We start from the raw sequence: 23,632 nt of genomic DNA, 5'->3' as shown, positions 1-23,632 counted from the left end.
CTGGTTGGCAGCCGTTCAGCCGAACAGCAGGCGCTCGGCCAGGGCGTCGGCGACCCGTGCGGGGGATCGTTTGTCAGCCTGGGCGTGCGCGTAGATCTCCGTGAGGCGCTGGCTGATCCGCGACAGGTGCGCGGTGATCGCCGGCAACCCCTCGCCCTTGTGTTTGAGGGCGACGTAGATGAGCCCGCCGGAATTGATCACGTAGTCCGGCGCATAAAGGATGCCGCGCGCTTCCATCTCGTCGGCGATATCGGTGCTGGCGAGCTGGTTGTTGGCCGCACCAGCCACCGCCGCGCAGCGCAACTGGCCGACGGTCTGGGAATTGAGCACGCCGCCCAGGCCGCAGGGCGCGAGAATGTCGCAGGGTGTGGTGAGCAGCGCGTCGCTGGCCACCGGATGGGCGCCGAGCTGTTCCACGGCGAGCTGCACGCGGCCGGCATCGAGATCGCTGACCAGCAGTTCCACACCCACCGCGTGGAGCTGCTCGGCCAGGGCGTAGCCCACATGGCCAAGGCCCTGGACGGCGACACGCAGGCCTTCCAGGTCGTCGCTTCCGAGGCGCGCATGGGCGGTGGCGCGGATTCCGGCGAAGACCCCGAGGGCGGTGTGCGGCGAGGGATCGCCGGCGGCCGTGGTACTGGTGACGTGGCGGGTCTGCTGGGCGATGCAGTCCATGTCGGCACTGGAGGTACCGCTGTCCACCGCGGTGATGTAGCGGCCGCCCAGGGACTCGATCATGCGCCCGAAGGCCTCGAACAGCGCCGCGCGGTTATCCACATGGGCCGGACGGATGATCACCGCCTTGCCGCCACCCTGGTCGAGACCGGCCAGGGCGGCCTTGTAGCTCATGCCCTGGGCGAGGCGGATGGCATCGCGGATGGCACTTTCATCATCGGGGTAGGCGAGGTAGCGACACCCCCCCAGGGCCGGGCCGAGACGGGTGTTGTGAATGGCGATGATGGCCTTGAGTCCGGTGGCGGGGTCGTTGGCGAGATGCAGCGCCTCCAGCCGGGCGGTTTCCATCATGGCGAACATGGCGGGCTCCCTTCCTGACTTTAGGGCCAGTATAGGCCGAACTGCAGCACGCGCCCCCTCGCAACCGAACATAAGCCAAGGCACCGAGATAACCGCGGCAAGTGCCACTACTGGACGAAAATCAACCAGTTGGCTACAAGGAAAAAACCCTTCGGAGATACCCCATGGACCCGCGCCAACGCTGTCTGGACTGCCTCGAACGCGAATCGCCGGCGATGCTGGAGGCGGCGCTGTGGATCGCCGCCGAGCACGACCCGCGCCTCGACCCGCAACAGGTCCTGCGCGATTTCGGCGGCCTGCTCCAACTGGTGGCCGCCGGTCTGCCGAACCTGCCACCGGCGGAACTGGCCCAGCCCCTGCTCCGGCGCCTGAACGAGCTGGACTTCCACGAAGATGACGACACGCCCCTGCGCCCACGCGCGGCCCTGCTGCCACAAGTGCTGGCGCGCCGGCGCGGCCAGCCGCTGTCCCTGGCGCTGATCGCCCTGGAACTGGCCGCACGCCTGGGCATTCCCCTGGCCGGGGTCAGCTTCCCTGGTCACTTCCTGCTGCGGGTACCGGGCGCCGACCACCTGCTCGACCCCTGCAGCGGGCGTCGCCTCTATACCCGCGACTGCCGTGACCTGCTGGCACGGGTCCTGGGTCCGCAGACCGAGTTGCAGGCCGTCCACCTGCAGACCGCCAGTGCGGCGGAGATGATCCAGCGCCTGTCGCGCAACCTGCGCCTGCTGCACCAGGAAGCCGGCGAATTCCTCGCCGCGCTGAAGGACGCCGAGCGCGTGCTGCTGCTCGGACCACCGACCATGCACGACCACCTGGCCCGCGCGGACATCTACCAGCGCCTGGACTGCCCCCAGGCCGAGCGCTACGACCTGGAACGCGCCCTGCTGCTCTGCGACAACCCCGCCCAGCATCTGCAACTGGCGCAGCGCCTGCACCGGCTCGGCCAGGTCCAGGCGCTGCATTGAAGCCCTCCGGGGGCTCGGGCATGCTGGCGCGGGACCTGGAACAGTACTTCCAGCGCTCCCAGCCCTACCTCGACCCCGGCCGTACCCGCAACCAGATTTCCTACCTGTTGAACCGGATGCTCGGCCAGAGCTTCTACCAATACGTCAACCAGGCGTGCCTGCAGCATCTGCTCCAGCTGCTGGAGACCGCCGTGCCGCCGGTGCGGATCGACGAACTGGCCTTCAACGCCGGCTTCAACTCCCTGTCGGCCTTCTACCGCTGCTTCCGCCGGCACATCGGGTTTGTCCGCCCAAGGCTTACCTCAAACAACTGCACAAAAGCCTGTAGGGGCGATTTCAATCGCCAAGCAGGCCGAAGGCCTGCCCTGCGAGGCTTCCCAGGGGCAGCTGCGCTGCCCTTGGCGAATGAATTCGCCCCTACAATCCATCTCCCACCCGGACCATCGCATTCCCTGCGTGCCCGCGCACACGACAAACGCCCTGCCAGGCTCTAGCCTTGCCAGCCACGACAACCTGCCAACGGGGACCCGCCTATGCCGAACTGGCGCTCGATCAGCCTGTGGATGGACCAGCTCGATGAAGACCTCGAGCCGCGACCGGCGCTGGCCGGCTCGCTGGAAGTGGATGTGGCGATCATCGGCGCCGGCTACACCGGACTGTGGACGGCCTACTACCTCAAGCGCCAGGCCCCGGAACTGACGATTGCCATCGCGGAGGCGCAGTTCGCCGGCTTCGGCGCCAGCGGCCGCAATGGCGGCTGGCTGATGGGCAACCTGCTGGGCGAGGACCGCGCCCTGGCGCCGCTGCCGGCCGAGGTGCGCCGGGCCTCCTTCGACCTGCTCCACGGCATCCCCGACGAAGTCGCCGAGGTGCTGCAGCGCGAAGCCATCGACTGCCACTACCGCAAGGCCGGCATCCTCTACTGCGCCGCCCGCTACCCGGAGCAGGAGAAACGCCTGCGCGACCAACTGGCGGCCCTGCATGCCGAAGGTCTCTCCGAAGCCGACTACCGCTGGCTCAGCCCTGATGAGCTGAACGGCCAGCTGCGGGTGGCCAATCCCTACGGCGGCATTCACACCCCGCATTGCGCCACCATTCAGCCAGCGCAGCTGGTGCGCGGCCTGGCCCGCGCGGTGGAGCGCATGGGGGTGCAGCTGTTCGAGCAGAGCCCCGTCACGCACTGGCAGCCGGGCCGGGTGCGCACCGCCCAGGGCGAGCTCAAGGCCCATTGGGTGGTGCCCGCCATCGAAGGCTATGCCGCCAGCCTGCCGCCGCTCGGCAAGTACCAGTTGCCGGTGCAGAGCCTGCTGATCGCCACCGAGCCGCTCTCCGACGACCAATGGGCCGAGATCGGCCTGGAGCATGGCCAGGCCTTCAGCGAGAGCAGCCGCCAGGTCACCTATGGCCAGCGCACCGCGGACAACCGCCTGGCCTTCGGCGCCCGAGGCGGCTACCGCTTCGGCGGCCGGTTGCGGGAGAACTTCCAGCTCAGCGATGAGGAGGTCGGCCTGCGCCGCTACCTGCTCGGTGAACTCTTCCCGCAGCTGCGCAACGTGCACATCAGCCACAGCTGGGGCGGCAACCTGGGCATGGCACGGCGCTTCCACCCACACATGCTGGTGGACCGCAGGAACGGCATCGCCCTGTCCGGCGGCTACGGCGGTGAAGGGGTGGGGGCCAGCAACCTGGGCGGGCGCACCCTGGCCGACCTGATCCTCGGCAAGGAAAGCCTGCTGACCCGCCAGCCCTGGGTCCTCGGCGACGGGCCACTGAACCGCCTCGACGCCTGGGAACCGGAACCCTGCCGCTGGCTCGGCTACAACGCCATCATCCGCAGCTTCGTCCACGAGGACCGGGTGCTGGCCGATCCCCACAGCGCGCCCTGGCGCCGCGCCATGGCGGCGAAGCTGGCCGAGCTGATGGAAAGCCTGATGCGCTGAATCCCTGCAGACGCCCTGCTGCTGCCGGCCAACAGCCTGGGGGTGTGGGATGTGAAGATCCTGCGATCATTCGCCGCTGAAACTGCCGTGGCGGCCCTTGCCGGCGCTGAAGGCGCGGGCGCCGGCCAGGGTCTCGCCGCTGCGGATCACCTTCATCCCGCCCTTGAATTCATTGGCGATGGCCGCCTCGAAGGGCAGGTCCCACTGGGCGTAAGCGCTGGCGCGGTCGGCCAGCATGCAGCGCTGGGGAAAGGCAGCGATCGTATGGGCCAGCTCCTCGGCGGCGGCACGCGCCTCGCCCTTGGCCACCACCCGATTGGCCAGCCCCATGGCCAGCGCCTCCTCGGCCCTCACCGGGCGCCCGGTGAGGATCAGGTCCAGCGCCCTGCCCTGGCCGATGATGCGCGGCAGGCGCACGGTGCCGCCGTCGATCAGGGGCACACCGAAGCGCCGGCAGAACACACCGAACACAGCGTCCTCGGCCATCACGCGGATATCCGCCAGCAGCGCCAGCTCCAGCCCACCTGCCACCGCGTGGCCCTCGACGGCGGCGATCAGGGGCTTGTGCAGTTGCATCCGGCTCGGCCCCATCGGCCCGTCACCGTCGGGCTCCAGGCGATTGCGCCGCGCACCGTCCTCGGCCACCGCGCCCAGGTCGGCCCCCGCGCAGAAGGTGCCGCCAGCCCCGGTCAGCACCGCCACCCGCGCTTCCTCATCCAGCTCGAAGGCCCGCAGCGCCGCCGCCAGTGCATCGGCCGTGGGCCTATCCACGGCGTTGCGTACCTCGGGGCGGTCGATGATCAGGGTGGTGACCGGGCCATTCTTCTCGACTCTGATGTTCATGGGGGCTCCTGGAGAACTGTGAATGACGAGCATCCTTGTAGGGGCGAATTCATTCGCCAAGCAGGCCGAAGGCCTGCCCCGATGGGTTCCGCGGGGGCAGCTGCGCCGCCCTTGGCGATTGAAATCGCCCCTACAGTTGATTTACCCGCCGCCATCGCCAATGAAAAAGGCCGGCAACAAGGCCGGCCTTCACCATAGTGCGTCCTCGCGGGAATGTTCAGCCCGCTGGCCGAAGCGCCCCGCTGAACGGCGCGATCAGAGGGCGTACTTCTGCAGGTTGGCCATCATCTCGCGCAGGGCCTCGACGTTGTCCGCCGGGTGCGCGGCCCCCTCGAAATCGCAGATGCGCTGCCAGTTGGCGGCCACGTCCTCGGCGTCGAAGCCGGCCTTGGGGTCGAAGCCGAAGCCCAGGCTGCGCTCCCAGCGCACCTTGCCGATCCAGCCGCCGCCCACCTCGAACAGGCCGGAGGTTTCCTGGCACTGCTCGCTGCCGAGGAACACCACCAGCGGGCTGACCAGCTCGGGCTTGAGCTGCTCGAACACCTGCGGCGGGATCAGGCCTTCGGTCATGCGGGTACCGCCGGTGGGGGCGATGGCGTTGACCAGGATGTTGTTCTTGCGCCCTTCGATGGCCAGGTTGCGGGTCAGGCCGTAGAGACCGAGCTTGGCCATGCCATAGTTGGACTGGCCGAAGTTGCCGTAGATGCCCGAGGTGGACGACGTGAAGATGACCCGGCCGTAGCCCTGCTCGCGCATGTGCGGCCAGGCGGCACGGGTGACCTTGTAGGCGCCTTCGACATGGACCTTGTAGACCAGGTCCCAGTCGGCGTCGTCCATCTTGTGGAAGGTCTTGTCACGCAGGATGCCGGCGTTGTTCACCACCACGTCGACGCGGCCGAAATGATCGAGGGCGGCCTGGACGATCTTCTCGCCGTCGGTCACCGAATCATGGCTGGCCACGGCGGTACCGCCGGCTTCGCGAATTTCCGCCACCACGCGATCCGCTGCCGAAGCGTTGGCGCCTTCGCCGTGAGTGCTGCCGCCCAGATCATTGACCACCACCCTGGCGCCATGCCGGGCGAACAGCAGGGCATGGGCACGACCGATGCCGCCACCGGCGCCGGTGACGATCACGACTTTGTCTTCGAAGCGGATTGCATCGTTCATGGGGGTTGGGCTCCTTGGCAGGCCTGGGTTTGCGCCGAGTCTCGGGCAGCTCGGCCCCGGTCCACAAGAATTGCAGCCGCCATGAATGGTGGCCGATAAGGACGACGCTACTTGATGGGGATGAACAGGCAGCCGTGCGGACGCAGCTTGAACAGCCACCACTGGTAACTGTGGCAGAGCAGGGCCAGCAGCGCCGCGGCCAGGAGCAGGCCGGCGGCGGCGATCCAGGGCCACAGGCAAGGCTCGCTGACCCAGGCATAGCCGGCGCAGCTGAGGCTGCCGATGAACAGCAGGGCCGCCGTGGGCGGACCGAGGGTACGGATCAGGGGATAAAGGAACACCAGGGTTCGAAAGAGCATGGTCGGCCTCGGAGTCGCCGGGCTGCCATCGCCCGGCCAAAGAATGAGGCCGAAAATGCTAGTGCCGTGCCTCCGGTTGCAGGAGACGGTCAGGTCTGAATCGGCTGTGGATATTTCCGTTATCCGTGTCGGTCACGAAAAGCCAGGTAGTGCTCCAACACCTGCTCCGGGGCCTCGGTCTGCGGGTAATGGCCGATGCCCTCCAGCAGCACGGTGTCGGCATCCGGTATCAGTTCCCGGTAGCGCGCCACCATGTGGGCGCCGGAAATGGGGTCCACCGCGCCATCGATCACCCGCAGCGGCACCCCGCCCTTCTGCATGGCGGCCACCCAGCGCTCGCGCTGCTGGCGCCGCTCGGGGATGTAGCGGATCAGCCGATGCATCACCGCCGGACCGTCCTGCTCGGCGATCAGCCGCCAGAAGTCGTCCAGCTCCATTTCGCTGGGCTGGGTCCCGGGCCCGAACACCCGGGCGAAGCTGGCGGCCAGCTTGCGCCGCGAGAACAGTCGCCCCACCAGGCCGCCAAGGGGGCTGAGCAGGAGCTTCTGCACCAGCACCGGCCGGTGGGTTTCCGGGAACAGCCCGCCGTTGAGGAAGACACAGCTGGCCAGTTCCAGGCGTCCCTCGTGGTGCCGTGCCAGCAACTCCTGGGCAACGCTGTCGCCATAATCATGGGCCAGCACATGCACCGGACCGTCGATGCCCAGGTGCGCGAGCAGGGCCTGGTTCAGGTCCGCCTGCTCCAGCAGCCGGTAGTCATGTCCGCGCGGTTTGTCGGAGTAGCCGAAGCCCAGCAGGTCGCAGGCGATGACCCGGAAGCGCCGCGCCAGTGGCGCCCAGAGGTAATGCCAGTCCCAGGAAGCGGTGGGGAAGCCGTGGATCAGCAACAACGGCTCGCCCTCCCCCGCCATCCAGTAGCGGATGCGCTGGCCGCGAAAGACCATCTCCCGCGCCTGGGCGCGCCAGTCACCCAGGGGGATGCCGGCCAACGCCGTCACTGGGCATACCCGGGCATCTGCTGGTCGAGCTTGCGCAGCAGCGCCGGCCAGGGCAGCGCGCCGCCCATGCCCTGGGAGGTCTTCATCACACCGGCGACCATCGCCCGGGCGCCATCGAGGATCTGCTGCGGGATGTGGATGAGTTCGCCGCCACCGGCCTGGGCCATCACCTGGATCTCGCAGGCGCGCTGCAGGGTGAACATGCCGAGGAAGGCGTCGGCGATGCTGCCGAAGGCGGTGAGCAGCCCGTGATTGGGCAGGATCATGAAGTTGGCCTGGCCGAGGTCGGCCTGCAGGCGGGCCTTCTCCTCATGGTGCAAGGCCACGCCCTCGTAACCGTGGTAGGCCAGACTGGCGAGGACGAACAGCGACTGCTGGGACAGCGGCAGCAGGCCATTCTTCTGCGCCGACACGGCGATGCCGGCCGGGGTGTGGATGTGCAGCACGCAACCCACGTCCGGGCGTGCTTCGTGCACCGCGCTGTGGATGGTGTAGCCGGCCGGGTTGATGTCGTAGGGGCTGTCCATCAGCTTGTTGCCGGCCATGTCGATCTTCACCAGGCTGGAGGCGGTGATCTCGTGGAACATCAGGCCGTAGGGGTTGATCAGGAAATCTTCGGTGCCGGGGACCTTGGCGGAAATGTGGGTGAAGATCAGGTCATCCCAGCCGTAAAGGGCGATCAGGCGGTAACAGGCGGCCAGGTCGACGCGGGTCTGCCACTCGGCGGCGGACACCTTGTCCTTGAGGTCGAGCGAAGGGAGGGCTTGGGCGGCGGTCATGGCGAAACCTCGTTGTTGTTGTGTGTCCGACGAGTCTAGCCAGGGGCCGCCGGGACGATAGTCGCCCTGGCGGCCAGCTTGATGGCCTTGCGAGTCAGATCAGGCCTGCCACCAGGGGCGCCGCGAACAGGTTGAGCAGGCCCATCAGCACCATCACCAGGCCGGCCACGGTGCCCTCTTCCCGGCCCACCTCCTGGGCCCGGCTGACGCCCGCGCCATGGGCGCCGACGCCGAACAGCGCGCCACGGGCCAGGGCGCTGCGCAGGGGCAGCCAGCGGATCAGCAGGCCGCCGGCCAGGGCGCCGAACACCCCGGTGAGCATGACGAAGACCGCCGCCAGTTCGGGCACGCCGCCCAGGCCCTGGGCCACCGGCATGGCGAAGGGCGTGGTGATGGAGCGCGGCACCAGCGACAGGCTCACCTGGGACTCCAGCGCCAGGGCGTTGGCCAGCCCCCAGGAGCTGGCGATGGCCACCGCGCTGCCGGCCAGCATACCCAGCAGCAGCGCCGGCCAGTGCAGGGCGAGCAAAGCGCGCTGCTGCCAGATGGGCACGGCGAAGGCCACGGTGGCAGGTCCCAGCAGCAGCATCAGCCAGTGGGTGGCGCCGGCGTATTCGGCGTAGGCGGTGTGCAGTGGTACGGCCACGGCCAACAGCACGGCGGGCACGAGGATCAGCGGCGACAGCAGGTAGCGGCCGGTGCGCCGGTACAGCCAGCGGCTGGCCAGGTAGCCGGCGAGGGTCAGGGCCAGCCAGAACCAGGACATGGGTTCAATGCTCATGGCGCATCCTCCAGCGGCACACCCATTCGACAGTCAGCGCGGTGGCGAGCATCACCAGCAGGGTGCTGGCGCCGATCACCAGCAGGATGCGCCAGCCGTCCTGGCGCAGCAGCGCGCCGTAGTCCAGGAGGCTCATCAGCGCCGGGATGAAGAACAGCAGCATCTCCGCCATCAGCAGGCCGGCGCCCAGTTGCAGCGCCGCCGGCTTCACCCAGCCGCTGGCGAAGGCCGCCAGCAACAGGCCGAGGCCGATCACCCCGCCAGGAATCGGCCAGCCCAGCAGCACCGCGACCTTGCAGCCCAAGGCATAGAGGCCCAGCAGGACAACGAGTTCGGTGGCGAGACGGCAGAAACGGAGCAGGCGGGAGCGATTCATGGCGGTGGTCCTCGGGACTGGTGGCCAGCTTAGGTCCGCGCCTATCATCCCAAAAGCGAATTGTTCGACTTGCAGCCATTCGAGATTGGAATAGCCATGGAATTCCGCCAGCTCCGCAGCTTCGTCGAGGTGGTCCGCCAGGGCGGTTTCACCCAGGCAGGCAAGACCCTGCACGCCACCCAGTCCACCATCAGCAAGCAGGTAGCCCAGTTGGAGCAGCGCCTCGGCGTGCAGCTGCTGGAACGCAGCGGCCCGCACCTGCGCCTCACCGATGCCGGCGCCGTGGTGCTGCGCCATGCCGAGGACATGCTGCGCCAGCGCCAGGACCTGCACAGCGAACTGGACGACCTCAGCCAGCTGCGCCGTGGCGAGTTGCGCCTGGGCTTGCCGCTGCTGGGCGGCGAAGTGCTGTTCGCCGAGCTGTTCGCCGAGTACCGGCGGCGCTACCCGAATATCGTGGTGCGGCTGTTCGAGGGCGGCAGCAAGTTGATGGAGGAGGCGCTGCTGCAGGGCGAGCTGGAACTGGGCGGCAGCCTCACGCCGAGCGATCCCGCGCTGGAGTATCAACCCTTCTGCAACGAGCCCCTGGATGTCCTGCTGCCGGCGGAGCATCCCCTGGCCGAGGAGAACAGCCTGGCCCTGGCGCAGCTGGCCGACTCGCCCTTCCTGCTCTATCAGCAGAGCTTCACCCTCAACGATCGCCTGCTGCTGGCCTGCCGCCAGGCCGGCTTCACCCCGCGCGAGGTGGGCCGCAGCGGCCAGGCGGACTTCCTCGCCGCCCTGGTGGCAGCCGGCCAGGGCGTAGTGCTGCTGCCGCGTATCGTCGCCCGTCCCCTGCAACGCCCCGGCCTGCGCCTGGTGCCATTGCGCGAGCCCGACCTGCGCTGGGACATCGCCTTCGTCTGGCGGCGCGGGGCCTACCTGTCACGGGCGGCGCAGGCGTGGCTGGAGTTGTTGCGGGAGTATTCGCCCCTCGGGCAAGGCTGAGCGGGGACTTGTAGGGGCGAATTCATTCGCCAAGGGCAGCGCAGCTGCCCCAGATGGACCATGAAGGGCAGACCTGCGGTCTGCTTGGCGAATGAATTCGCCCCTACAACAAGACGCCCCCTACAGCAGTTGCGGGTCCAGCAACGGCCAGTCCCGCTGCACCTGCGGATCATCGGCCAGCATGCGGAAGCCGGCGAACTCGAAGCCCGGCGCGACGGTACAGCCCACCAGGGTGTAGGCGCCCAGGGCACGGGCGGCCTGCCAGGCATGGGCGGGCACGGTACGCTGGGGCAGGCTGCCCTCGCCCACCGGGCCGAGGATTTCGCGGCGGACCTCAAAGGGGGATTCGGCGATCAGCAGCTCCAGCGGCTCGCCTTCGTAGAAATGCCAGGTCTCGTCCACATCCACCCGGTGCCAGCGGCTCACCGCACCTTGCGGCAGCAGGAAGAAGATGGACGAGGAGGCCGCGCGCCCGCCCGGCAGTTGGATGGCCGACTCGAACACCCGCCGATAGAAGCCGCCCTCCGGGTGCGGCTCCAGCTGCAGTTCGCGGGTCAGGTACTCGGCGCGCGGATGCATCAGGCTTTCAGCGCCGCGATGAAGGCGTTCAGCCAGGGCTCGGCATCCAGCTCCGGGGTGACGGTTTCGCTGGCGTCCAGGCGCTGCATCTCCACCACTTCGCGCAGACCGAGTTCGGCATGGAGTTCGCGCATCAGCTCGCCGCCGCCGCAGAACTGGTCATAGCTGGAGTCCCCCAGGGCCAGCACGGCGCCGGGGCGGCCACGCCAGTCGGGCAGGCGGTCGCGCAATTCGTGATAGAGCGCAAGCAGGTTGTCGGGCAATTCGCCCATGCCGGTCGTCGCGGTGACGGTCAGCAGGGCCTCCGGGTCGAAGGCGATCAGTTCATCCAGGCTCACCCGCTGCAGGTAATGGGCGTCCAGGCCAGCGGCCTTGAGCAGCTTTTCCGCGTGACGGGCGACTTCTTCGGCGGTGCCATAGACCGAACCGGACAGGATGGCGACTTTCATGGGTACTCCGAGTCTGGGGCGTAATGCTGCGCATTATGCCGCAACTGGCAGGGCCGGCAGGATCTGCGCAACGGCCGCCAGGACGGCAGCGCCTTCTGGAACGAGCTATCCCCCCGTCCTGCCAATGCCGTGCACTGGCTCAGGTATCCAGATGCCCGGCGAGGAACTGCCGCAGGCGCCGCTGCATCAGCCGCCCCTCGCCACCCAGGCAGGCCACCGGCGTACCATCCAGGTCATCGCCCATCAGGTCGGCGGTTTCGCCGGCCAGGGCCAGGGGACAGTCCAGGCCGAGGGCCAGGCGGTTGAGCTGGTGGCCGAGGTCATCGGCTGGCGGATGATTGGAGAAGAGCACCAGTGCCTGGGGCTGCAACTTGCCGCAGACCATCGCCAGCTCCGCCAGGGGCTGGCCCACGCCCAACACGCTGACCGCCACGTCGCTGCTGCCCAGCAGCAAGCCGGCCACCAGCAGTTCCAGTTCGCGGCCCTGCCCTGGCAACGGCGCCAGGATCACCCGTTCCTGCCGGCCGCAACGGGCCAGCTGCAGCCGCTGCAGGACTCGGGCCCGAAGGAAGCTGTCGAAGAACACCCACTCGCTGCCACGGCCGAATTCATCCTGGCGCAGCAGCAGCTCCTGCCAGACCGGCATCAGCACGTCGGCGAACACCACGTGCAGCGGATAGGTGGAGAAAACCTGACCGTAGACCCGCTCCAGCTCACCCTCATCCAGGGTGACGACGGCAGCGCGCACCTGCCCCCGCCACTCGCTCCACTCCCCCGCCGCACGCTCGTGGTAGACCGGCGCCGCCAGTGTCCTGGCCGCCTGGCTGCGGGCCAGCAGCTTGCCTACCTTGCTCACCGACACGCCGCGCTCGATCCAGGCCAGGATGCTGCGCACCGCCTCGACATCGGCCAGTGAATAAAGGCGGTGGCCGCTTTCGGTGCGGGTCGGCTGGATCAGACCGTAACGCCGCTCCCAGGCTCGCAGGGTGACCGGATTGACGCCCGTCAGGCGCGCAACCTCACGGATGGGAAAGAGCTCTTCCTGTTTCAGGGCGCCCGAGGCGAGGGATGCACCGGATTCGGTCATGGCAGGAAATCGTCGGGGGGGGGATGATTCCAGGCAGTTTAAACCTTGTTGCGGGGATTCCAATCATCTGGAGCCCGCGCCGGTTGGGGCACGCCCCGCCAGTCAGCCTTCTCGCTGGCGCTTTGCCGAAAAACCGGAATAGTCCTTGCCCCTATTTCAACGCAGCCCACCACCCCGGCGCTGCCTGACGCGCCCGCGTATTTGTACAACCCCCACCCCTGGTATAACGTGGTGCAGATTCGGCCCGCACCCTCCTTTCCGCCGGCCACCACCCTCAGCTCCCGAGGCGACCATGAGCCGACCCGCCGCCCCGATCCTGATCACCGGCGCCAGCCAGCGCGTCGGACTCTACTGCGCCGAACGCCTGCTGGAGGAGGGCCAGCCGGTCATCATCAGCTACCGTACCGAGCGCGAAGGCGTGCAGCACCTGCGCGAACGCGGTGCCCTGGCAGTGCAGGCGGACTTTTCCAGTGAGGCCGGCATCCTCGCCTTCATCGCTGAGCTCAAGGGCTGCACCGACAGCCTGCGCGCCGTCGTCCACAATGCCTCCGACTGGCTGGCCGAAGCGCCCGGCCACGAGGCCGAGGCCTTCCAGCGCCTGTTCAGCGTGCACATGCTGGCGCCCTACCTGATCAACCTGCACTGCGAGGAACTGCTGCGTCGCAGCAGCCCGGCGGACATCATCCACCTGAGCGACGACGTGGCGCGCAAGGGCAGCGAAAAGCGCATCGCCTACTGCGCCAGCAAGGCCGGGCTGGACAACCTGACCCTGTCCTTCGCCGCGCGCTTCGCCCCGTACATCAAGGTCAACGGCATCGCCCCGGCGCTGGTGATGTTCAACGCCGGCGACGACGACGCCTACCGCAGCAAGACCCTGGCCAAGTCGGCGCTGGGGATAGAACCCGGCCCGCAGGTGGTCTACCAGAGCCTGCGCTACCTGCTGGACAACCCCTACGTCACCGGAACGACACTCACCCTGAACGGCGGCCGCCACTTGCGCTGAAGCGGCTGGGAGGACTGCCACCATGAACGACGACCTGATCCGAAACTACCGGGAGATCCTTCTGAGGCTGGGCGAGGACCCGGACCGCGAAGGCCTGCGCGACACCCCTGGGCGTGCCGCCAAGGCCATGCGTTTTCTCTGCCACGGCTACGAGCAGAGCCTGGCGGAAATCGTCAACGGCGCGCTCTTCGCCTCGGACAACGACGAGATGGTGACGGTCAAGGACGTCGAACTCTATTCCCTCTGCGAACACCATCTGCTGCCCTTCATCGGCAAGGCCCATGTAGCGTACATTCCCACCGGCAAGGTGCTGGGGCTGTCGAAGATCGCCCGTATCGTCGACATGTACGCGCGTCGGCTGCAGATCCAGGAGAACCTCACCCGCCAGATCGCCGAGGCGGTGCAGGAGGTGACGGGGGCAGCCGGCGTGGCGGTGGTGATCGAGGCCCAGCACATGTGCATGATGATGCGCGGGGTGGAGAAGCAGAACTCGGTGATGAGCACCTCGGTAATGCTCGGAGCCTTCAGGGAATCCCAGAACACCCGCCACGAATTTCTGAAATTGATCAAGCGGAGCAACTAGAGCATGCCGAGACTGGAGCCTGGAATGGCGCGAATCCGCGTCAAGGACCTGCGCCTGCGCACCTTCATCGGAATCAAGGAAGAGGAAATCCTCAACAAGCAGGATGTGCTGATCAACCTCACCATCCTCTACCCGGCCGAGGAAGCGGTAAGGGACAACGACATCGACCACGCGCTGAACTACCGCACCATCACCAAGGCCATCATCCGCCATGTCGAAGAAAACCGCTTCGCCCTGCTGGAACGCCTGACCCAGGAAATCCTCGACCTGGTGATGGCCAACCCCAGCGTGCGCTACGCCGAGGTGGAAGTGGACAAGCCCCACGCGCTGCGCTTCGCCGAGTCGGTGTCCATTACCCTCGCCGGCCATCGCTGAGATAAGGTCCACGATCCGCTCGAGATCGTGAGCTGTCTATCAGTCGATTGCCGGGGCCAAGGAGGGCTCTTATCATCCCGCCCAGTTCCTCCCGCAAGCCCCAGGAGAATCCTGCCATGACCGAGCAAGAACGCCTCGAACTCGAAGCTGCAGCCTTCCGCAGTCTGGTGCAACACCTGCGTAGCCGCCCCGATGTGCAGAACATCGACCTGATGAACCTCGCCGGCTTCTGCCGCAACTGCCTGTCCAAGTGGTACAAGGCCGCCGCCGACGATCTGGGTCTGGACGTCACCCCGGACCAGGCGCGCGAAGAGATCTACGGCATGCCCTACGCCGACTGGAAAGCCAAGTACCAGAAAGAAGCCAGCGCCGAGCAGCAAGCGGCCTTCAACAAAGCGAACAAAGAATGAGCGACCTGAACGACTTCCGCGCCCGCCTGCACAGCGACCAGCACCTCTTCGCCGACACCCTGGCGTTCATCGCCGCCGGCTACGACTACCAGCAGAGCGCCTTCAGCAACGGCCCGGTGGAAAACGCCGCCGGGCAGAACGAGGGCTCCTGCAAGACCATCGGTCTGGCCCTGCTGGAAGGCTTCAGCCTGGAAGAAACCCTGCTGGCCTTCGGCGAGCACTACCGCGCCGTGCTGGCCACCCCCGAGGGCAGTGACCACGGCAATATCCGCGCCCTGATGAACACTGGCCTGGCAAGTGTGCGCTTCGAGCGCCAGCCGCTGCAGCGCAAGGCCTGATCCTCCTCTCCGCCCCATTCGGGGCGGCTTCTCTTACGTTTTGGCTTCGGTTTTCTGCCAGCAATATCTGGCAGCCTTTTTCCTACACAAACGCGTATCCTTCGCAACATCTACCCATGGGTGAACGGAAAGTGCTCGCAATGGCGAGGTCATTCCCCCCACAAGACCACCGCCCTACGCTCTCCTCCTCCCGGGGCGTACGGATGCATCGCCGCCACCTACGTGCTGGACAGCGATCCGCGCTGGCGCTTCCGCCATCTCTGGCTGAAGGTGGAAAACCACGGCCAAAGCAGCCTGCGCCTTGACCGTGATATCCGTGGCCGTTGGCTGCTGAACGGCCAGCACCGCCGCGGCCTGGACACCGGCCAGCGCGAACAATTGCAGATCGCCTACATTGATCTGCCGAGCCTGCGGGTGGAAGCCCGCCAGTCGCGCTACCACTGCCTGCGCCAGCAAGCCCAAGAGCTGTGTCAGCGCATGAGTGGCGGACGCTGACGTTGAATACCTGGGTCTGACGCCGCACTGCAATGTCAGCAGAAACGTCTCTCACCCCTGCTTGATCGCTTCGCGGTCCGTCGATACGGCCTGGCTCTCGAGCCGCGCCTTGTCCATAAGCCACTGGCGGAACAGCAATACCTCCGGTGTCGGCCGGCTGCCGCCCTTGGGCAGCAGAAGGTAGTGGGCCTGGTCGATAGGTAGTTCACCATCGAAGGCCGCCACCACCTTGCCGGCCTCCATGTAGGGCCGGGCCAGGCTACGCAGCACCAAAGCGAACCCCGACCCCGCGCTGGCCAACTCCAGGGCCGTCAGCGAGGTGTCGACCTGGATGCCCTTGCGACTGGTGAAGTCTGCCACGCCGGCGGCACGGAACCAGCGCGTCCACAGATCCTCGCAACCCATGATGTGGATAGGGTTGTCCTGGGCCAGCCGCACCATGTCGCCGTCGCTTTGCACCCGCTCCCGCCAGACCGGGCTACACACCGGAATGGACGCCTCGGTCTGGATCAGCTCGACGTCGAACCCCTCCCAGTGGCCATCGCCAAAGCGGATGTCGATGGCGGTCTGGTCCGCACCCAGCGCATCGGCCCAGATGTCGGCGAACAGGCGCACTTCGATGTTGGGATAGGCCGTCATGAACTCGCCCAGCCGGGGCGCCAGCCAGAGCACGGCGAAGGCCGCGGTCGAACGTACGGTGATCGAACGATCTCCCCGGCTGCCGAACAGCCCGACGGTCGACATGGACAGCTCGTCGAAGGCCTTGCGGATCGACGGCAGGTAGGCCAGCCCCATGTCCGTCAGGCGCACGCCACGCGGCAGCCGCTCGAACAGCTGGAACCCCAGGTAATGCTCCAGGGAGCGGATCTGCAGGCTGACCGCGGCGGGCGTCATGTGCAGCTCGCTGGCGGCGGCGGAAAAACTCAGGTTGCGCGCTGCCGCTTCGAACGACCGAAGCCACGGCAGATGAGGAAGCTGATGGCCCATCTGGCACCTTTAAATTTTTTTACCCCAAAGGAGCGTTTTTTCTCGTTTGTCTTAACGTGAGCCTCCCCCAAACAATCCCCCCAACGCAAGTGCAGCGGGAAATGCCCGACTCCGAACGCGAGCCGGCCAACAACAAGAAATCACCCGGGAGGGGCGCATGGCGTCAGTAGAGGAGTTCGACTACATCATCGTCGGCAGTGGGTCGGCGGGCTCGGTTCTGGCGGACCGGCTTTCCAGCGAGGGGCACGCCTCCGTACTGGTGCTCGAGGCGGGCGGCAGCGACCGGCGCTTCTGGATCAAGGTACCGATCGGCTACGGCCGGACCTTCTACGACGAGCGGGTCAACTGGAAATACACGACCGAACCGGATCCAGCCACCAAGCAACGCCGCAGTTACTGGCCGCGCGGCCGGGTGATCGGCGGCTCCAGTTCGATCAACGCGATGGTCTACTGTCGCGGGCTTCCGGTGGACTTCGACGGCTGGCACCAGCTCGGCAATCCAGGCTGGGGCTGGAGCGATGTAAGGCCCTACTACGAACGCATCGAGCGTCGCGTCGATGCCCAGGGCAACGCACAATCAGGCGGTGCGCTGTACGTCTCCGATGTCAGCGCGGAACTGCACCCGCTGCGCCGCCACTTCTTCGCTGCCGCCGAAGAACTCGGCCTGCCCCTCACCTCGGATTTCAACGGCCCGAACCCGGAAGGCGTGGGCAGCTACCACATCAACACCCGCGATGGCGTGCGCTGCTCCGCCGCCGATGCCTTCCTGCGCCCCGCCCTGCGCCGCAGCAACGTGCGACTGATGACCCGCGCGCTGGCGCGGCGGGTGATCTTCGAGGGGCGACGTGCAACAGGCATCGAGTTCGAGCACAACGGCCAACTGGTGACCGCCCGTGCCAGGCGCGAAGTGATCCTCAGCGCAGGGGCGATCAACTCCCCGCAGTTGCTCCAGCTTTCCGGCGTCGGCCCTGCCGACCTGCTGCAGCGCCTGGGTATTCCGGTGGTTCTCGACCAACCGCTGGTGGGTGGCCAGTTGCAGGACCATCTGGGCATCAACTACTTCTACCGCTCCAGCGAACCGACGCTCAACAACCAGCTCGCACCGCTGCACGGCAAGCTCCTGGCGGGTATGCGCTACCTGCTGACCCGCCGTGGGCCGCTCAGCGTCAGCGTCAATCAGTCGGGAGGCTTCGTCCGCGCGGACGAACACAGCGAAGCACCGGACATGCAGCTGTACTTCAACCCCGTCACCTACTCGACCGCCCCGGAAGGCAAGCGCCCACTGATGAACCCCGACCCCTTCCCCGGGTTCATCATTTCGTTCCAGCCCTGCCGCCCGCTCAGCCGCGGCCGCATCGACATCCGCTCGGCGAACCCGCGAGAAACGCCAGCCATCCGCCCCAACTACCTCAGTGAGGAAGAGGACATCCGTGGCGTGATTGCAGGCGGACGGCTGATCCAGCGCCTGATGCGCACGCAAGCGTTGCGACGACTGGCACGGGAAGCCATCCCGCCGGACCTGGACCGCATGGACGACGAACAGATCCTCGACGACTTCCGCGAACGCTGCGGCTCGGTCTTTCACCCGGTCGGCACTTGCGGCATGGGCACCGATCCACGCCGCTCGGTGGTCGATGGCCGTCTGCGGGTCCACGGCCTGCAAGGTTTGCGCGTGGTGGACGCCTCGATCTTCCCCACCATCACCTCGGGTAACACCAACGCTCCCACCATCATGGTGGCGCAGAAGGCCGCGGACCTGATCCTGGCCGACCACAAGCAAAAGGTAAGCGCATGATGCGAATCAGCAAGCTCGAAACGTTCTGCAACGCGTACGTGGGGTTCGTGCGGGTCACCACCGACTGTGGGGCGATGGGCTGGGGACAGCTGTCCACCTATAACGCCGACATCACCTCCCAGGTCTTCCACCGGCAGATCGCCCCCTGGGCGCTGGGGGCTGACGCCAGGGACATCGAACATCTGGTCGGCCTGATTCCCGAGCGTGAGCACAAGTTTCCCGGCAGCTACCTGTACCGCGCCATTGCCGGCCTGGACACCGCGCTCTGGGACCTGCGCGGCAAGGTCGAAGGCAAGCCGGTGGTCGAGTTGCTGGGCGGAAGCCCGGGAAAACTGCGCGCCTATGCCTCGTCGATGAAGCGCGACATCACCCCCGAGGAGGAAGCCGACCGCATGCAGCGCCTGCGTGATCGCTACGGCTTCGATGCCTTCAAGTTCCGCGTGGGGCGCGAGTGCGGCCACGACCGGGACGAATGGCCCGGTCGCACCGAAGCCATCGTGCCGACGATGCGTCGTGCACTGGGCGGCCAGGCGGAACTGCTGGTCGACGGCAACTCCTGCTATTCGCCGCGCCGCGCCATCGAGGTCGGTCGCCTGCTGGAACAGCACGGTATCGCCCATTTCGAGGAACCCTGCCCCTACTGGGAGCTGGAGCAGACCCGCCAGGTCACCGAGGCGCTGGCGCTGGACGTCACCGGCGGCGAACAGGACTGCGAACTGCCAACCTGGCGCCGCATGATCGAGATGCGCGCGGTCGATATCGTGCAGCCCGACCTCCTCTACCTGGGGGGCATCTGCCGCTCGCTGAAGGTCGCCGGCATGGCCGCCGAAGCGGGACTGCCCTGCACGCCACACAGCGCGAACCTGTCGATGGTGACACTGTTCACCATGCACTTCCTCAAGTCCCTGCCCAACGCCGGCAAGTACCTGGAATTCTCCATCGAGGGACCGGACTACTACCCCTGGCAGGACGGTCTCTTCGTCGAGTCGCCGTACCGCGTGGAAGATGGCCAGGTCACCGTCAGCGATGCTCCCGGCTGGGGTATCGAGATCGCGCCGCAATGGCTGGAGAAATCGACTTATCAGATCAGCGAGGCAACGCGATGAGCCAGACCACCGACAAACTCATCCACGAGTACTTCTCGACCGGTACCCTCGCCTACCTGCCCGACTCGCACTTCATCGACGGTGCCTGGCGTACCTCCGCCAGCGGCGAAACCATGCAGGTCCTCGATCCCGGCCTGGGCAAGGCCTTCGCCGACGTAGCGGCAGGCGATGAGGAAGACGTCGACGCTGCGGTAACCGCCGCCGACAACGCCATGCGCGGCAGCTGGCGCAAGATGCTGCCGGCCGACCGCAGCCGCATCCTGCTGCGCGCCGCCGAAGCCATCCGCACCAACGCGCAGCGCCTGGCGGTGATCGAGACCCTCGACAACGGCAAGACCCTGAGCGAAGCGCAAAGCGACGTCCGCAATACCGCGCGGATCTTCGAGTACTACGCCGGCATCGCCGACAAATTGCAGGGTGAAACCATTCCACTGGGCGCCGACCATTTTTCCTGCACTCAACTCGAACCGGTTGGAGTGACGGCGCACATCATTCCATGGAACTACCCCATCTCGACCGCTGCCCGAGGGCTTGCCCCGGCGCTGGCGGCAGGTTGCACCGCCATTCTCAAGCCCGCCGAACAGACACCGCTGAGCGCCCTGCTGCTGGCCGGGCTGCTCCAGCAGGCAGGACTTCCGGCCGGCGTCTGCAACGTGGTGAACGGAACCGGCGCCAAGGTTGGCGCAGCGCTGACCAGCCATCCCAAGGTTCGTCACGTGACCTTCACCGGCTCGGTCAACACCGGTATCCATGTCATGCAGGCGGCAGCGCACAACATCGCCAGCGTCACCCTCGAACTGGGCGGCAAGTCGCCCGCCATCGTGCTGGCCGATGCCGACCTGGAGGCGACCCTGGAGGACGTGCTCTGGGCCATCTACTCCAACGCGGGGCAGATCTGCTCGGCAGGCTCGCGGCTGATCATCGAACGCAGCGTGCATGAGCGTTTCGTCGAGCGCCTGGCCGAGCGTGCGCGACACCTCAGCCTTGGCCATGGCCTGCGCAACCCGGACGTCGGCGCCATCACCACTGTGGAGCAGTTGCACAAGATCAATGACTATGTCGAAGGCGCCCGTGCCAGAGGCATACGGATCGCCGCTGGCGGAAGGCCGGCCTGTGACCCGGCTACCGACGCGGGCTGGTTCTTCCAGCCGACACTGCTGGACAATCTGGCCGCAAGCGACCCACTGGTCCAGGAGGAAATCTTCGGGCCGGTCCTGTCGGTGCAGATCGCCGATTCGGCCGAACATGCGCTGGAGCTGGCCAATGCCACGCCCTTCGGGCTGGCGGCCGGCATCTATACCCGCGATTTCTCCAAGGCAATGCGCCTGGCCCGGGACCTGGACGCCGGGCAGGTCTACATCAACGAATACTTCGCCGGTGGCGTGGAAACCCCGTTCGGCGGCAACAAGCAATCCGGCTTCGGCCGTGAGAAAGGACTGGAGAGCCTGCGCGCCTACCATGCGGTGAAAACCATCACCGCCCGGATCTGAAAGGGCCGGCCGCCCCTACCCCCGGCCACCGTTGTTCGAAAGCATCCTGACAAGACTTCCAATAAGAAGGAACACTCATGGGCAACTCCATCGAAGAACTCGCACAGCGTCTGCGCCTCGGACTGATCGACCGCCGCACCTTCATGAAGGGAATGCTCGCCGCCGGCGCAGGCGCCGCCCTGGCATCCGGGCTGGCCGGCCAGGTACTCGCCGCAACACCCGCATCGACGCCCAAGCGCGGTGGGCACTTCAAGCTCGGCATCGCCTCGGGCTCGACCACTGACTCCTTCGACCCCGGCACTTACGGCGACAACTACATGCAATCGGTGGGGCACTCCGTCCACAACTACCTGACGGAAATCAGCAACACCGGTGAGCTGGTGGGCGAGCTGGCACAGGGCTGGGAGCCATCGCCCGACGCCAAGGTCTGGACCTTCACCCTGCGCGACGGCGTCGAGTTCCATAACGGCAAGTCCCTCGAGGCGGCCGACGTGGTCGCCTCGCTCAACCACCACCGAGGCCCGGACTCCCGCTCCGCCGCCAGCAGCATCCTGGCGCCCATCGTCGACATCCGCACGGACGGCAAGAACCGGGTCATCGTTACCTTGAGCGGCGGCAATGCCGACTTCCCCTACCTGGTCTCCGACTATCACCTGCCGATCATGCCGTCGAAGGACGGTACGGTGGACGCCAACTCCGGGGTGGGCTGCGGCGCCTATGTTCGCGAGGCCTTCGATCCGGGCGTGAAGACGGTGGTCAAGCGCAACCCCAATTACTGGAAAACGGATCGCGGCTGGTTCGACTCCGTCGAGTTCCTGGTGATCGCCGACGTGGGCGCCAGGACCAATGCGCTGAACACCGGCGAAATCCACGCCATGAACGGCTGCGACCTGAAGACCGTGCACCTGCTCAAGCGCAACCCGAACCTCGAGGTTTCGTCGATCAAGGGCGGCCAGCACTACAGCCTGCCGATGAACACCACCCTGGCGCCCTTCACCGATCGCAATGTGCGCCTGGCGCTCAAGCACGCCATCGACCGTGAGGCGCTGCTGCAGACCATCCTGCGCGGCCATGGCGAAGTGGCCAACGACCACCCGATCAATGCCGGATACCGCTATTTCGCCGCCGATATCCCGCAGCGCCAGTACGATCCGGACAAGGCGCGCTACTACCTCAAGCAAGCCGGCCTGGACAGCCTCAAGGTCGACCTCAGCGCTGCCGACGCGGCATTCTCCGGCTCAGTGGACACCGCCGTGCTGTTCAAGGAGCACGCCGCCAAAGCGGGCATCGACATCAATGTGGTGCGTGAGCCCAACGACGGTTACTGGAAGAACGTCTGGATGAAGAAGGCCTGGAGCATGGACTACTGGGGCGGCAAGCCCACGGCGGACTGGGCCTTTTCGCTGGTGTACGGCAAGGGCGCGGCATGGAACGAAACCTTCTGGGACAACGCACGCTTCAACGAACTGCTGGTCGGCGCGCGCTCCGAGCTCGACGACGCCAAACGCCGGCAGATGTATGCGGAGATGCAACTGCTGCTGCGCGACGAGGGCGGTGCGCTGATTCCGCTGTTCGCCAACTACGTCGATGGCATTTCCACCCGGATCGGTCACAACCCGCTCGGCAATAACTGGGACCTGGACGGTCTGCGCGCCGCCGAACGCTGGTGGTTCGCCTGACCACCCGCCGCTAAGTGGGATCAGGGTTGCAACCGTCATCGCCGGAGGTCCGTCGAAATGCGTCATCCGTTGTTGAAGATGCTTGCCCAGCGCCTGGCGCTGGGTCTGCTCAGTCTGTGGGTCGTGTCCGTCATCATCCTGCTGGGCGTGTCGCTCCTGCCAGGCGACATCGCCACCGAGATACTCGGTCAGTCGGCCACGCCGCAAGCCGTGGCCGCTTTCCGCCAGACGCTGGGCCTGGACCAGCCGTTGTACCTGCGCTACGTCCAATGGCTGGGGGGAATGCTGCAAGGTGATTTCGGGCAGTCACTGGCCAATGGCCGGGCCATCGCGGAACTGCTCGCCACCCGCCTGCCCAATACGCTGCTGCTGGCCTCGTTCGCCGCGCTGATCGCGGTCCCGCTGGCACTGGCGTTGGGCTTTCTGGCGGCGATCTACCGCAACGGCCTGTTCGACCGGCTGATCAACATCGCCACCCTGAGCTGCATTTCCTTTCCGGAGTTCTTCCTGGCGTACCTGCTGATCCTGGTACTGTCGGTGAAGGCAGGCTGGCTGCCCAGCCTGGCCAGTGTCGATGCCAGCCAGCCGCTGACCGAACGCCTCTACTACATGGCCCTGCCGGCGCTGACCCTGACGCTGGTGGTCGTCGCCCACATGATGCGCATGAGCCGCGCCGCCATCGTCAACCTGCTGGCCAGCCCCTACATCGAGATGGCAAGGCTCAAGGGGCTGCCGCGCTGGCGCGTCATCCTGCGGCACGCCCTGCCCAACGCCTGGGCGCCGATCATCAACGTCATCGTGCTCAACCTCGCGTACCTGGTGGTCGGCGTTGTGGTGGTGGAAGCGGTGTTCGTCTACCCCGGCATGGGCCAGTTGATGGTCGACTCGGTGAAGAAGCGCGACCTTCCGGTGGTACAGGCCTGCAGCCTGGTATTCGCCTCCACCTACATCCTCCTCAACCTAACCGCCGACGTGCTGGCCACCCTCACCAATCCACGCCTGAGGCATCCGCGATGATCGAAC

General features: G+C 66.7%; 26 protein-coding genes and 1 pseudogene. 15 read left to right on the top strand and 12 right to left on the bottom strand.

Going from position 1 to position 23,632, the window contains the following annotated elements:
* Nucleotides 1-15: 15 nt before the first annotated feature.
* Entirely contained in the window at nucleotides 16-1,035 is a 1,020-nt protein-coding gene (locus ACFPU0_RS26895; protein ID WP_377696343.1) for a Leu/Phe/Val dehydrogenase, read from the bottom strand.
* 164 nt (nucleotides 1,036-1,199) lie between these two features.
* On the opposite strand from ACFPU0_RS26895, the gene ACFPU0_RS26890 reads away from it, so the two are divergent.
* From ACFPU0_RS26890 to ACFPU0_RS26880, 3 genes and pseudogenes are all read left to right on the top strand, one after another.
* Nucleotides 1,200-2,003, top strand: coding sequence for a SirB1 family protein (locus ACFPU0_RS26890; RefSeq protein ID WP_377696342.1), 804 nt, complete (start codon nucleotides 1,200-1,202; stop codon nucleotides 2,001-2,003).
* Nucleotides 1,928-2,331, top strand: a pseudogene (locus tag ACFPU0_RS26885) (helix-turn-helix domain-containing protein); the annotation flags it as partial. The gene ACFPU0_RS26890 and the pseudogene ACFPU0_RS26885, both read left to right, overlap by 76 nt.
* 205 nt (nucleotides 2,332-2,536) lie before the next feature.
* Nucleotides 2,537-3,943: an NAD(P)/FAD-dependent oxidoreductase gene (locus ACFPU0_RS26880; RefSeq protein ID WP_377696341.1), complete on the top strand. Its 1,407-nt coding sequence runs from the start codon at nucleotides 2,537-2,539 to the stop codon at nucleotides 3,941-3,943.
* A gap of 66 nt (nucleotides 3,944-4,009) precedes the next feature.
* Here the strand turns inward: ACFPU0_RS26880 and ACFPU0_RS26875 are convergent, their stop codons facing one another.
* The 7 genes from ACFPU0_RS26875 to ACFPU0_RS26845 all read right to left on the bottom strand — a co-directional run bounded on the left by ACFPU0_RS26875 (nucleotide 4,010) and on the right by ACFPU0_RS26845 (nucleotide 9,246).
* Nucleotides 4,010-4,786, bottom strand: coding sequence for a crotonase/enoyl-CoA hydratase family protein (locus ACFPU0_RS26875; RefSeq protein ID WP_377696340.1), 777 nt, complete (start codon nucleotides 4,784-4,786; stop codon nucleotides 4,010-4,012).
* A 255-nt stretch (nucleotides 4,787-5,041) separates the two neighbouring features.
* Complete coding sequence (locus ACFPU0_RS26870) at nucleotides 5,042-5,953, bottom strand: SDR family oxidoreductase (protein ID WP_377696339.1); 912 nt, start codon at nucleotides 5,951-5,953, stop codon at nucleotides 5,042-5,044.
* 107 nt (nucleotides 5,954-6,060) lie between these two features.
* Nucleotides 6,061-6,312 (bottom strand): hypothetical protein, encoded by a 252-nt coding sequence (locus tag ACFPU0_RS26865; protein ID WP_377696338.1) that lies wholly within the window; start codon nucleotides 6,310-6,312, stop codon nucleotides 6,061-6,063.
* A gap of 119 nt (nucleotides 6,313-6,431) precedes the next feature.
* On the bottom strand, nucleotides 6,432-7,256 hold the full coding sequence (locus ACFPU0_RS26860) for an alpha/beta fold hydrolase (RefSeq protein WP_377696448.1): 825 nt from the start codon (nucleotides 7,254-7,256) through the stop codon (nucleotides 6,432-6,434).
* 50 nt (nucleotides 7,257-7,306) lie between these two features.
* Nucleotides 7,307-8,089, bottom strand: coding sequence for a class II aldolase/adducin family protein (locus ACFPU0_RS26855; protein ID WP_377696337.1), 783 nt, complete (start codon nucleotides 8,087-8,089; stop codon nucleotides 7,307-7,309).
* A 94-nt stretch (nucleotides 8,090-8,183) separates the two neighbouring features.
* Nucleotides 8,184-8,870 (bottom strand): LrgB family protein, encoded by a 687-nt coding sequence (locus ACFPU0_RS26850; RefSeq protein WP_377696336.1) that lies wholly within the window; start codon nucleotides 8,868-8,870, stop codon nucleotides 8,184-8,186.
* Nucleotides 8,860-9,246 carry a CidA/LrgA family protein gene (locus ACFPU0_RS26845; RefSeq protein WP_377696335.1) on the bottom strand — a complete coding sequence of 129 codons (387 nt, stop codon included), beginning with the start codon at nucleotides 9,244-9,246 and terminating at the stop codon, nucleotides 8,860-8,862. Before ACFPU0_RS26845 ends, ACFPU0_RS26850 begins: the two co-directional genes overlap by 11 nt.
* Before the next feature lie 96 nt (nucleotides 9,247-9,342).
* Here ACFPU0_RS26845 and ACFPU0_RS26840 point away from each other — a divergent pair, with 96 nt between their 5' ends.
* Nucleotides 9,343-10,233: a LysR family transcriptional regulator gene (locus ACFPU0_RS26840; protein WP_377696334.1), complete on the top strand. Its 891-nt coding sequence runs from the start codon at nucleotides 9,343-9,345 to the stop codon at nucleotides 10,231-10,233.
* 120 nt (nucleotides 10,234-10,353) lie between these two features.
* On the opposite strand, the gene ACFPU0_RS26835 is transcribed toward ACFPU0_RS26840, so the two are convergent.
* From ACFPU0_RS26835 to ACFPU0_RS26825, 3 genes are all read right to left on the bottom strand, one after another.
* Entirely contained in the window at nucleotides 10,354-10,812 is a 459-nt protein-coding gene (locus ACFPU0_RS26835) for a cupin domain-containing protein (RefSeq protein ID WP_377696333.1), read from the bottom strand.
* Nucleotides 10,812-11,261 (bottom strand): flavodoxin, encoded by a 450-nt coding sequence (locus ACFPU0_RS26830; protein ID WP_377696332.1) that lies wholly within the window; start codon nucleotides 11,259-11,261, stop codon nucleotides 10,812-10,814. Before ACFPU0_RS26830 ends, ACFPU0_RS26835 begins: the two co-directional genes overlap by 1 nt.
* Before the next feature lie 139 nt (nucleotides 11,262-11,400).
* Nucleotides 11,401-12,348, bottom strand: a complete 948-nt coding sequence (locus ACFPU0_RS26825; protein WP_377696331.1) for a MerR family transcriptional regulator — start codon at nucleotides 12,346-12,348, stop codon at nucleotides 11,401-11,403.
* Nucleotides 12,349-12,640: 292 nt separating this feature from the next.
* On the opposite strand from ACFPU0_RS26825, the gene folM reads away from it, so the two are divergent.
* From folM to ACFPU0_RS26795, 6 genes are all read left to right on the top strand, one after another.
* Complete coding sequence (gene folM / locus ACFPU0_RS26820) at nucleotides 12,641-13,351, top strand: dihydromonapterin reductase (protein ID WP_377696330.1); 711 nt, start codon at nucleotides 12,641-12,643, stop codon at nucleotides 13,349-13,351.
* A gap of 22 nt (nucleotides 13,352-13,373) precedes the next feature.
* Complete coding sequence (folE, locus tag ACFPU0_RS26815) at nucleotides 13,374-13,934, top strand: GTP cyclohydrolase I FolE (RefSeq protein WP_377696329.1); 561 nt, start codon at nucleotides 13,374-13,376, stop codon at nucleotides 13,932-13,934.
* A 3-nt stretch (nucleotides 13,935-13,937) separates the two neighbouring features.
* Nucleotides 13,938-14,309: a dihydroneopterin triphosphate 2'-epimerase gene (gene folX, locus ACFPU0_RS26810; protein WP_069085509.1), complete on the top strand. Its 372-nt coding sequence runs from the start codon at nucleotides 13,938-13,940 to the stop codon at nucleotides 14,307-14,309.
* Between the two features lie 116 nt (nucleotides 14,310-14,425).
* Nucleotides 14,426-14,719 (top strand): DUF1244 domain-containing protein, encoded by a 294-nt coding sequence (locus ACFPU0_RS26805; RefSeq protein ID WP_044873575.1) that lies wholly within the window; start codon nucleotides 14,426-14,428, stop codon nucleotides 14,717-14,719.
* Complete coding sequence (locus ACFPU0_RS26800; protein WP_377696328.1) at nucleotides 14,716-15,057, top strand: HopJ type III effector protein; 342 nt, start codon at nucleotides 14,716-14,718, stop codon at nucleotides 15,055-15,057. The genes ACFPU0_RS26805 and ACFPU0_RS26800 overlap by 4 nt, the downstream gene beginning before the upstream one ends.
* A gap of 222 nt (nucleotides 15,058-15,279) precedes the next feature.
* A complete protein-coding gene (locus ACFPU0_RS26795; RefSeq protein ID WP_377696327.1) occupies nucleotides 15,280-15,552 on the top strand; it encodes a putative glycolipid-binding domain-containing protein in 273 nt (90 codons plus the stop codon).
* Between the two features lie 51 nt (nucleotides 15,553-15,603).
* Here the strand turns inward: ACFPU0_RS26795 and ACFPU0_RS26790 are convergent, their stop codons facing one another.
* The gene (locus tag ACFPU0_RS26790) at nucleotides 15,604-16,539 is read right to left on the bottom strand and encodes a LysR substrate-binding domain-containing protein (RefSeq protein WP_377696326.1); all 936 of its coding nucleotides are present in this window, start codon (nucleotides 16,537-16,539) and stop codon (nucleotides 15,604-15,606) included.
* 157 nt (nucleotides 16,540-16,696) lie between these two features.
* Between ACFPU0_RS26790 and ACFPU0_RS26785 the strand changes: the two genes are divergently transcribed.
* The 5 genes from ACFPU0_RS26785 to ACFPU0_RS26765 all read left to right on the top strand — a co-directional run bounded on the left by ACFPU0_RS26785 (nucleotide 16,697) and on the right by ACFPU0_RS26765 (nucleotide 23,626).
* The gene (locus ACFPU0_RS26785) at nucleotides 16,697-18,334 is read left to right on the top strand and encodes a GMC family oxidoreductase (protein WP_377696325.1); all 1,638 of its coding nucleotides are present in this window, start codon (nucleotides 16,697-16,699) and stop codon (nucleotides 18,332-18,334) included.
* Nucleotides 18,331-19,440: a mandelate racemase/muconate lactonizing enzyme family protein gene (locus ACFPU0_RS26780; RefSeq protein ID WP_377696324.1), complete on the top strand. Its 1,110-nt coding sequence runs from the start codon at nucleotides 18,331-18,333 to the stop codon at nucleotides 19,438-19,440. Before ACFPU0_RS26785 ends, ACFPU0_RS26780 begins: the two co-directional genes overlap by 4 nt.
* Nucleotides 19,437-20,930: an aldehyde dehydrogenase family protein gene (locus ACFPU0_RS26775; protein ID WP_377696323.1), complete on the top strand. Its 1,494-nt coding sequence runs from the start codon at nucleotides 19,437-19,439 to the stop codon at nucleotides 20,928-20,930. Before ACFPU0_RS26780 ends, ACFPU0_RS26775 begins: the two co-directional genes overlap by 4 nt.
* 77 nt (nucleotides 20,931-21,007) lie before the next feature.
* Nucleotides 21,008-22,609 (top strand): ABC transporter substrate-binding protein, encoded by a 1,602-nt coding sequence (locus tag ACFPU0_RS26770; protein ID WP_377696322.1) that lies wholly within the window; start codon nucleotides 21,008-21,010, stop codon nucleotides 22,607-22,609.
* Between the two features lie 57 nt (nucleotides 22,610-22,666).
* A complete protein-coding gene (locus ACFPU0_RS26765; protein WP_377696321.1) occupies nucleotides 22,667-23,626 on the top strand; it encodes an ABC transporter permease in 960 nt (319 codons plus the stop codon).
* Nucleotides 23,627-23,632: the final 6 nt, after the last annotated feature.

Origin of the sequence: Pseudomonas sp. GCM10022186 (assembly GCF_042656385.1) — a bacterium.
GTDB lineage: Bacteria > Pseudomonadota > Gammaproteobacteria > Pseudomonadales > Pseudomonadaceae > Metapseudomonas.
This window is presented reverse-complemented; position numbering and strand designations above follow the sequence as displayed.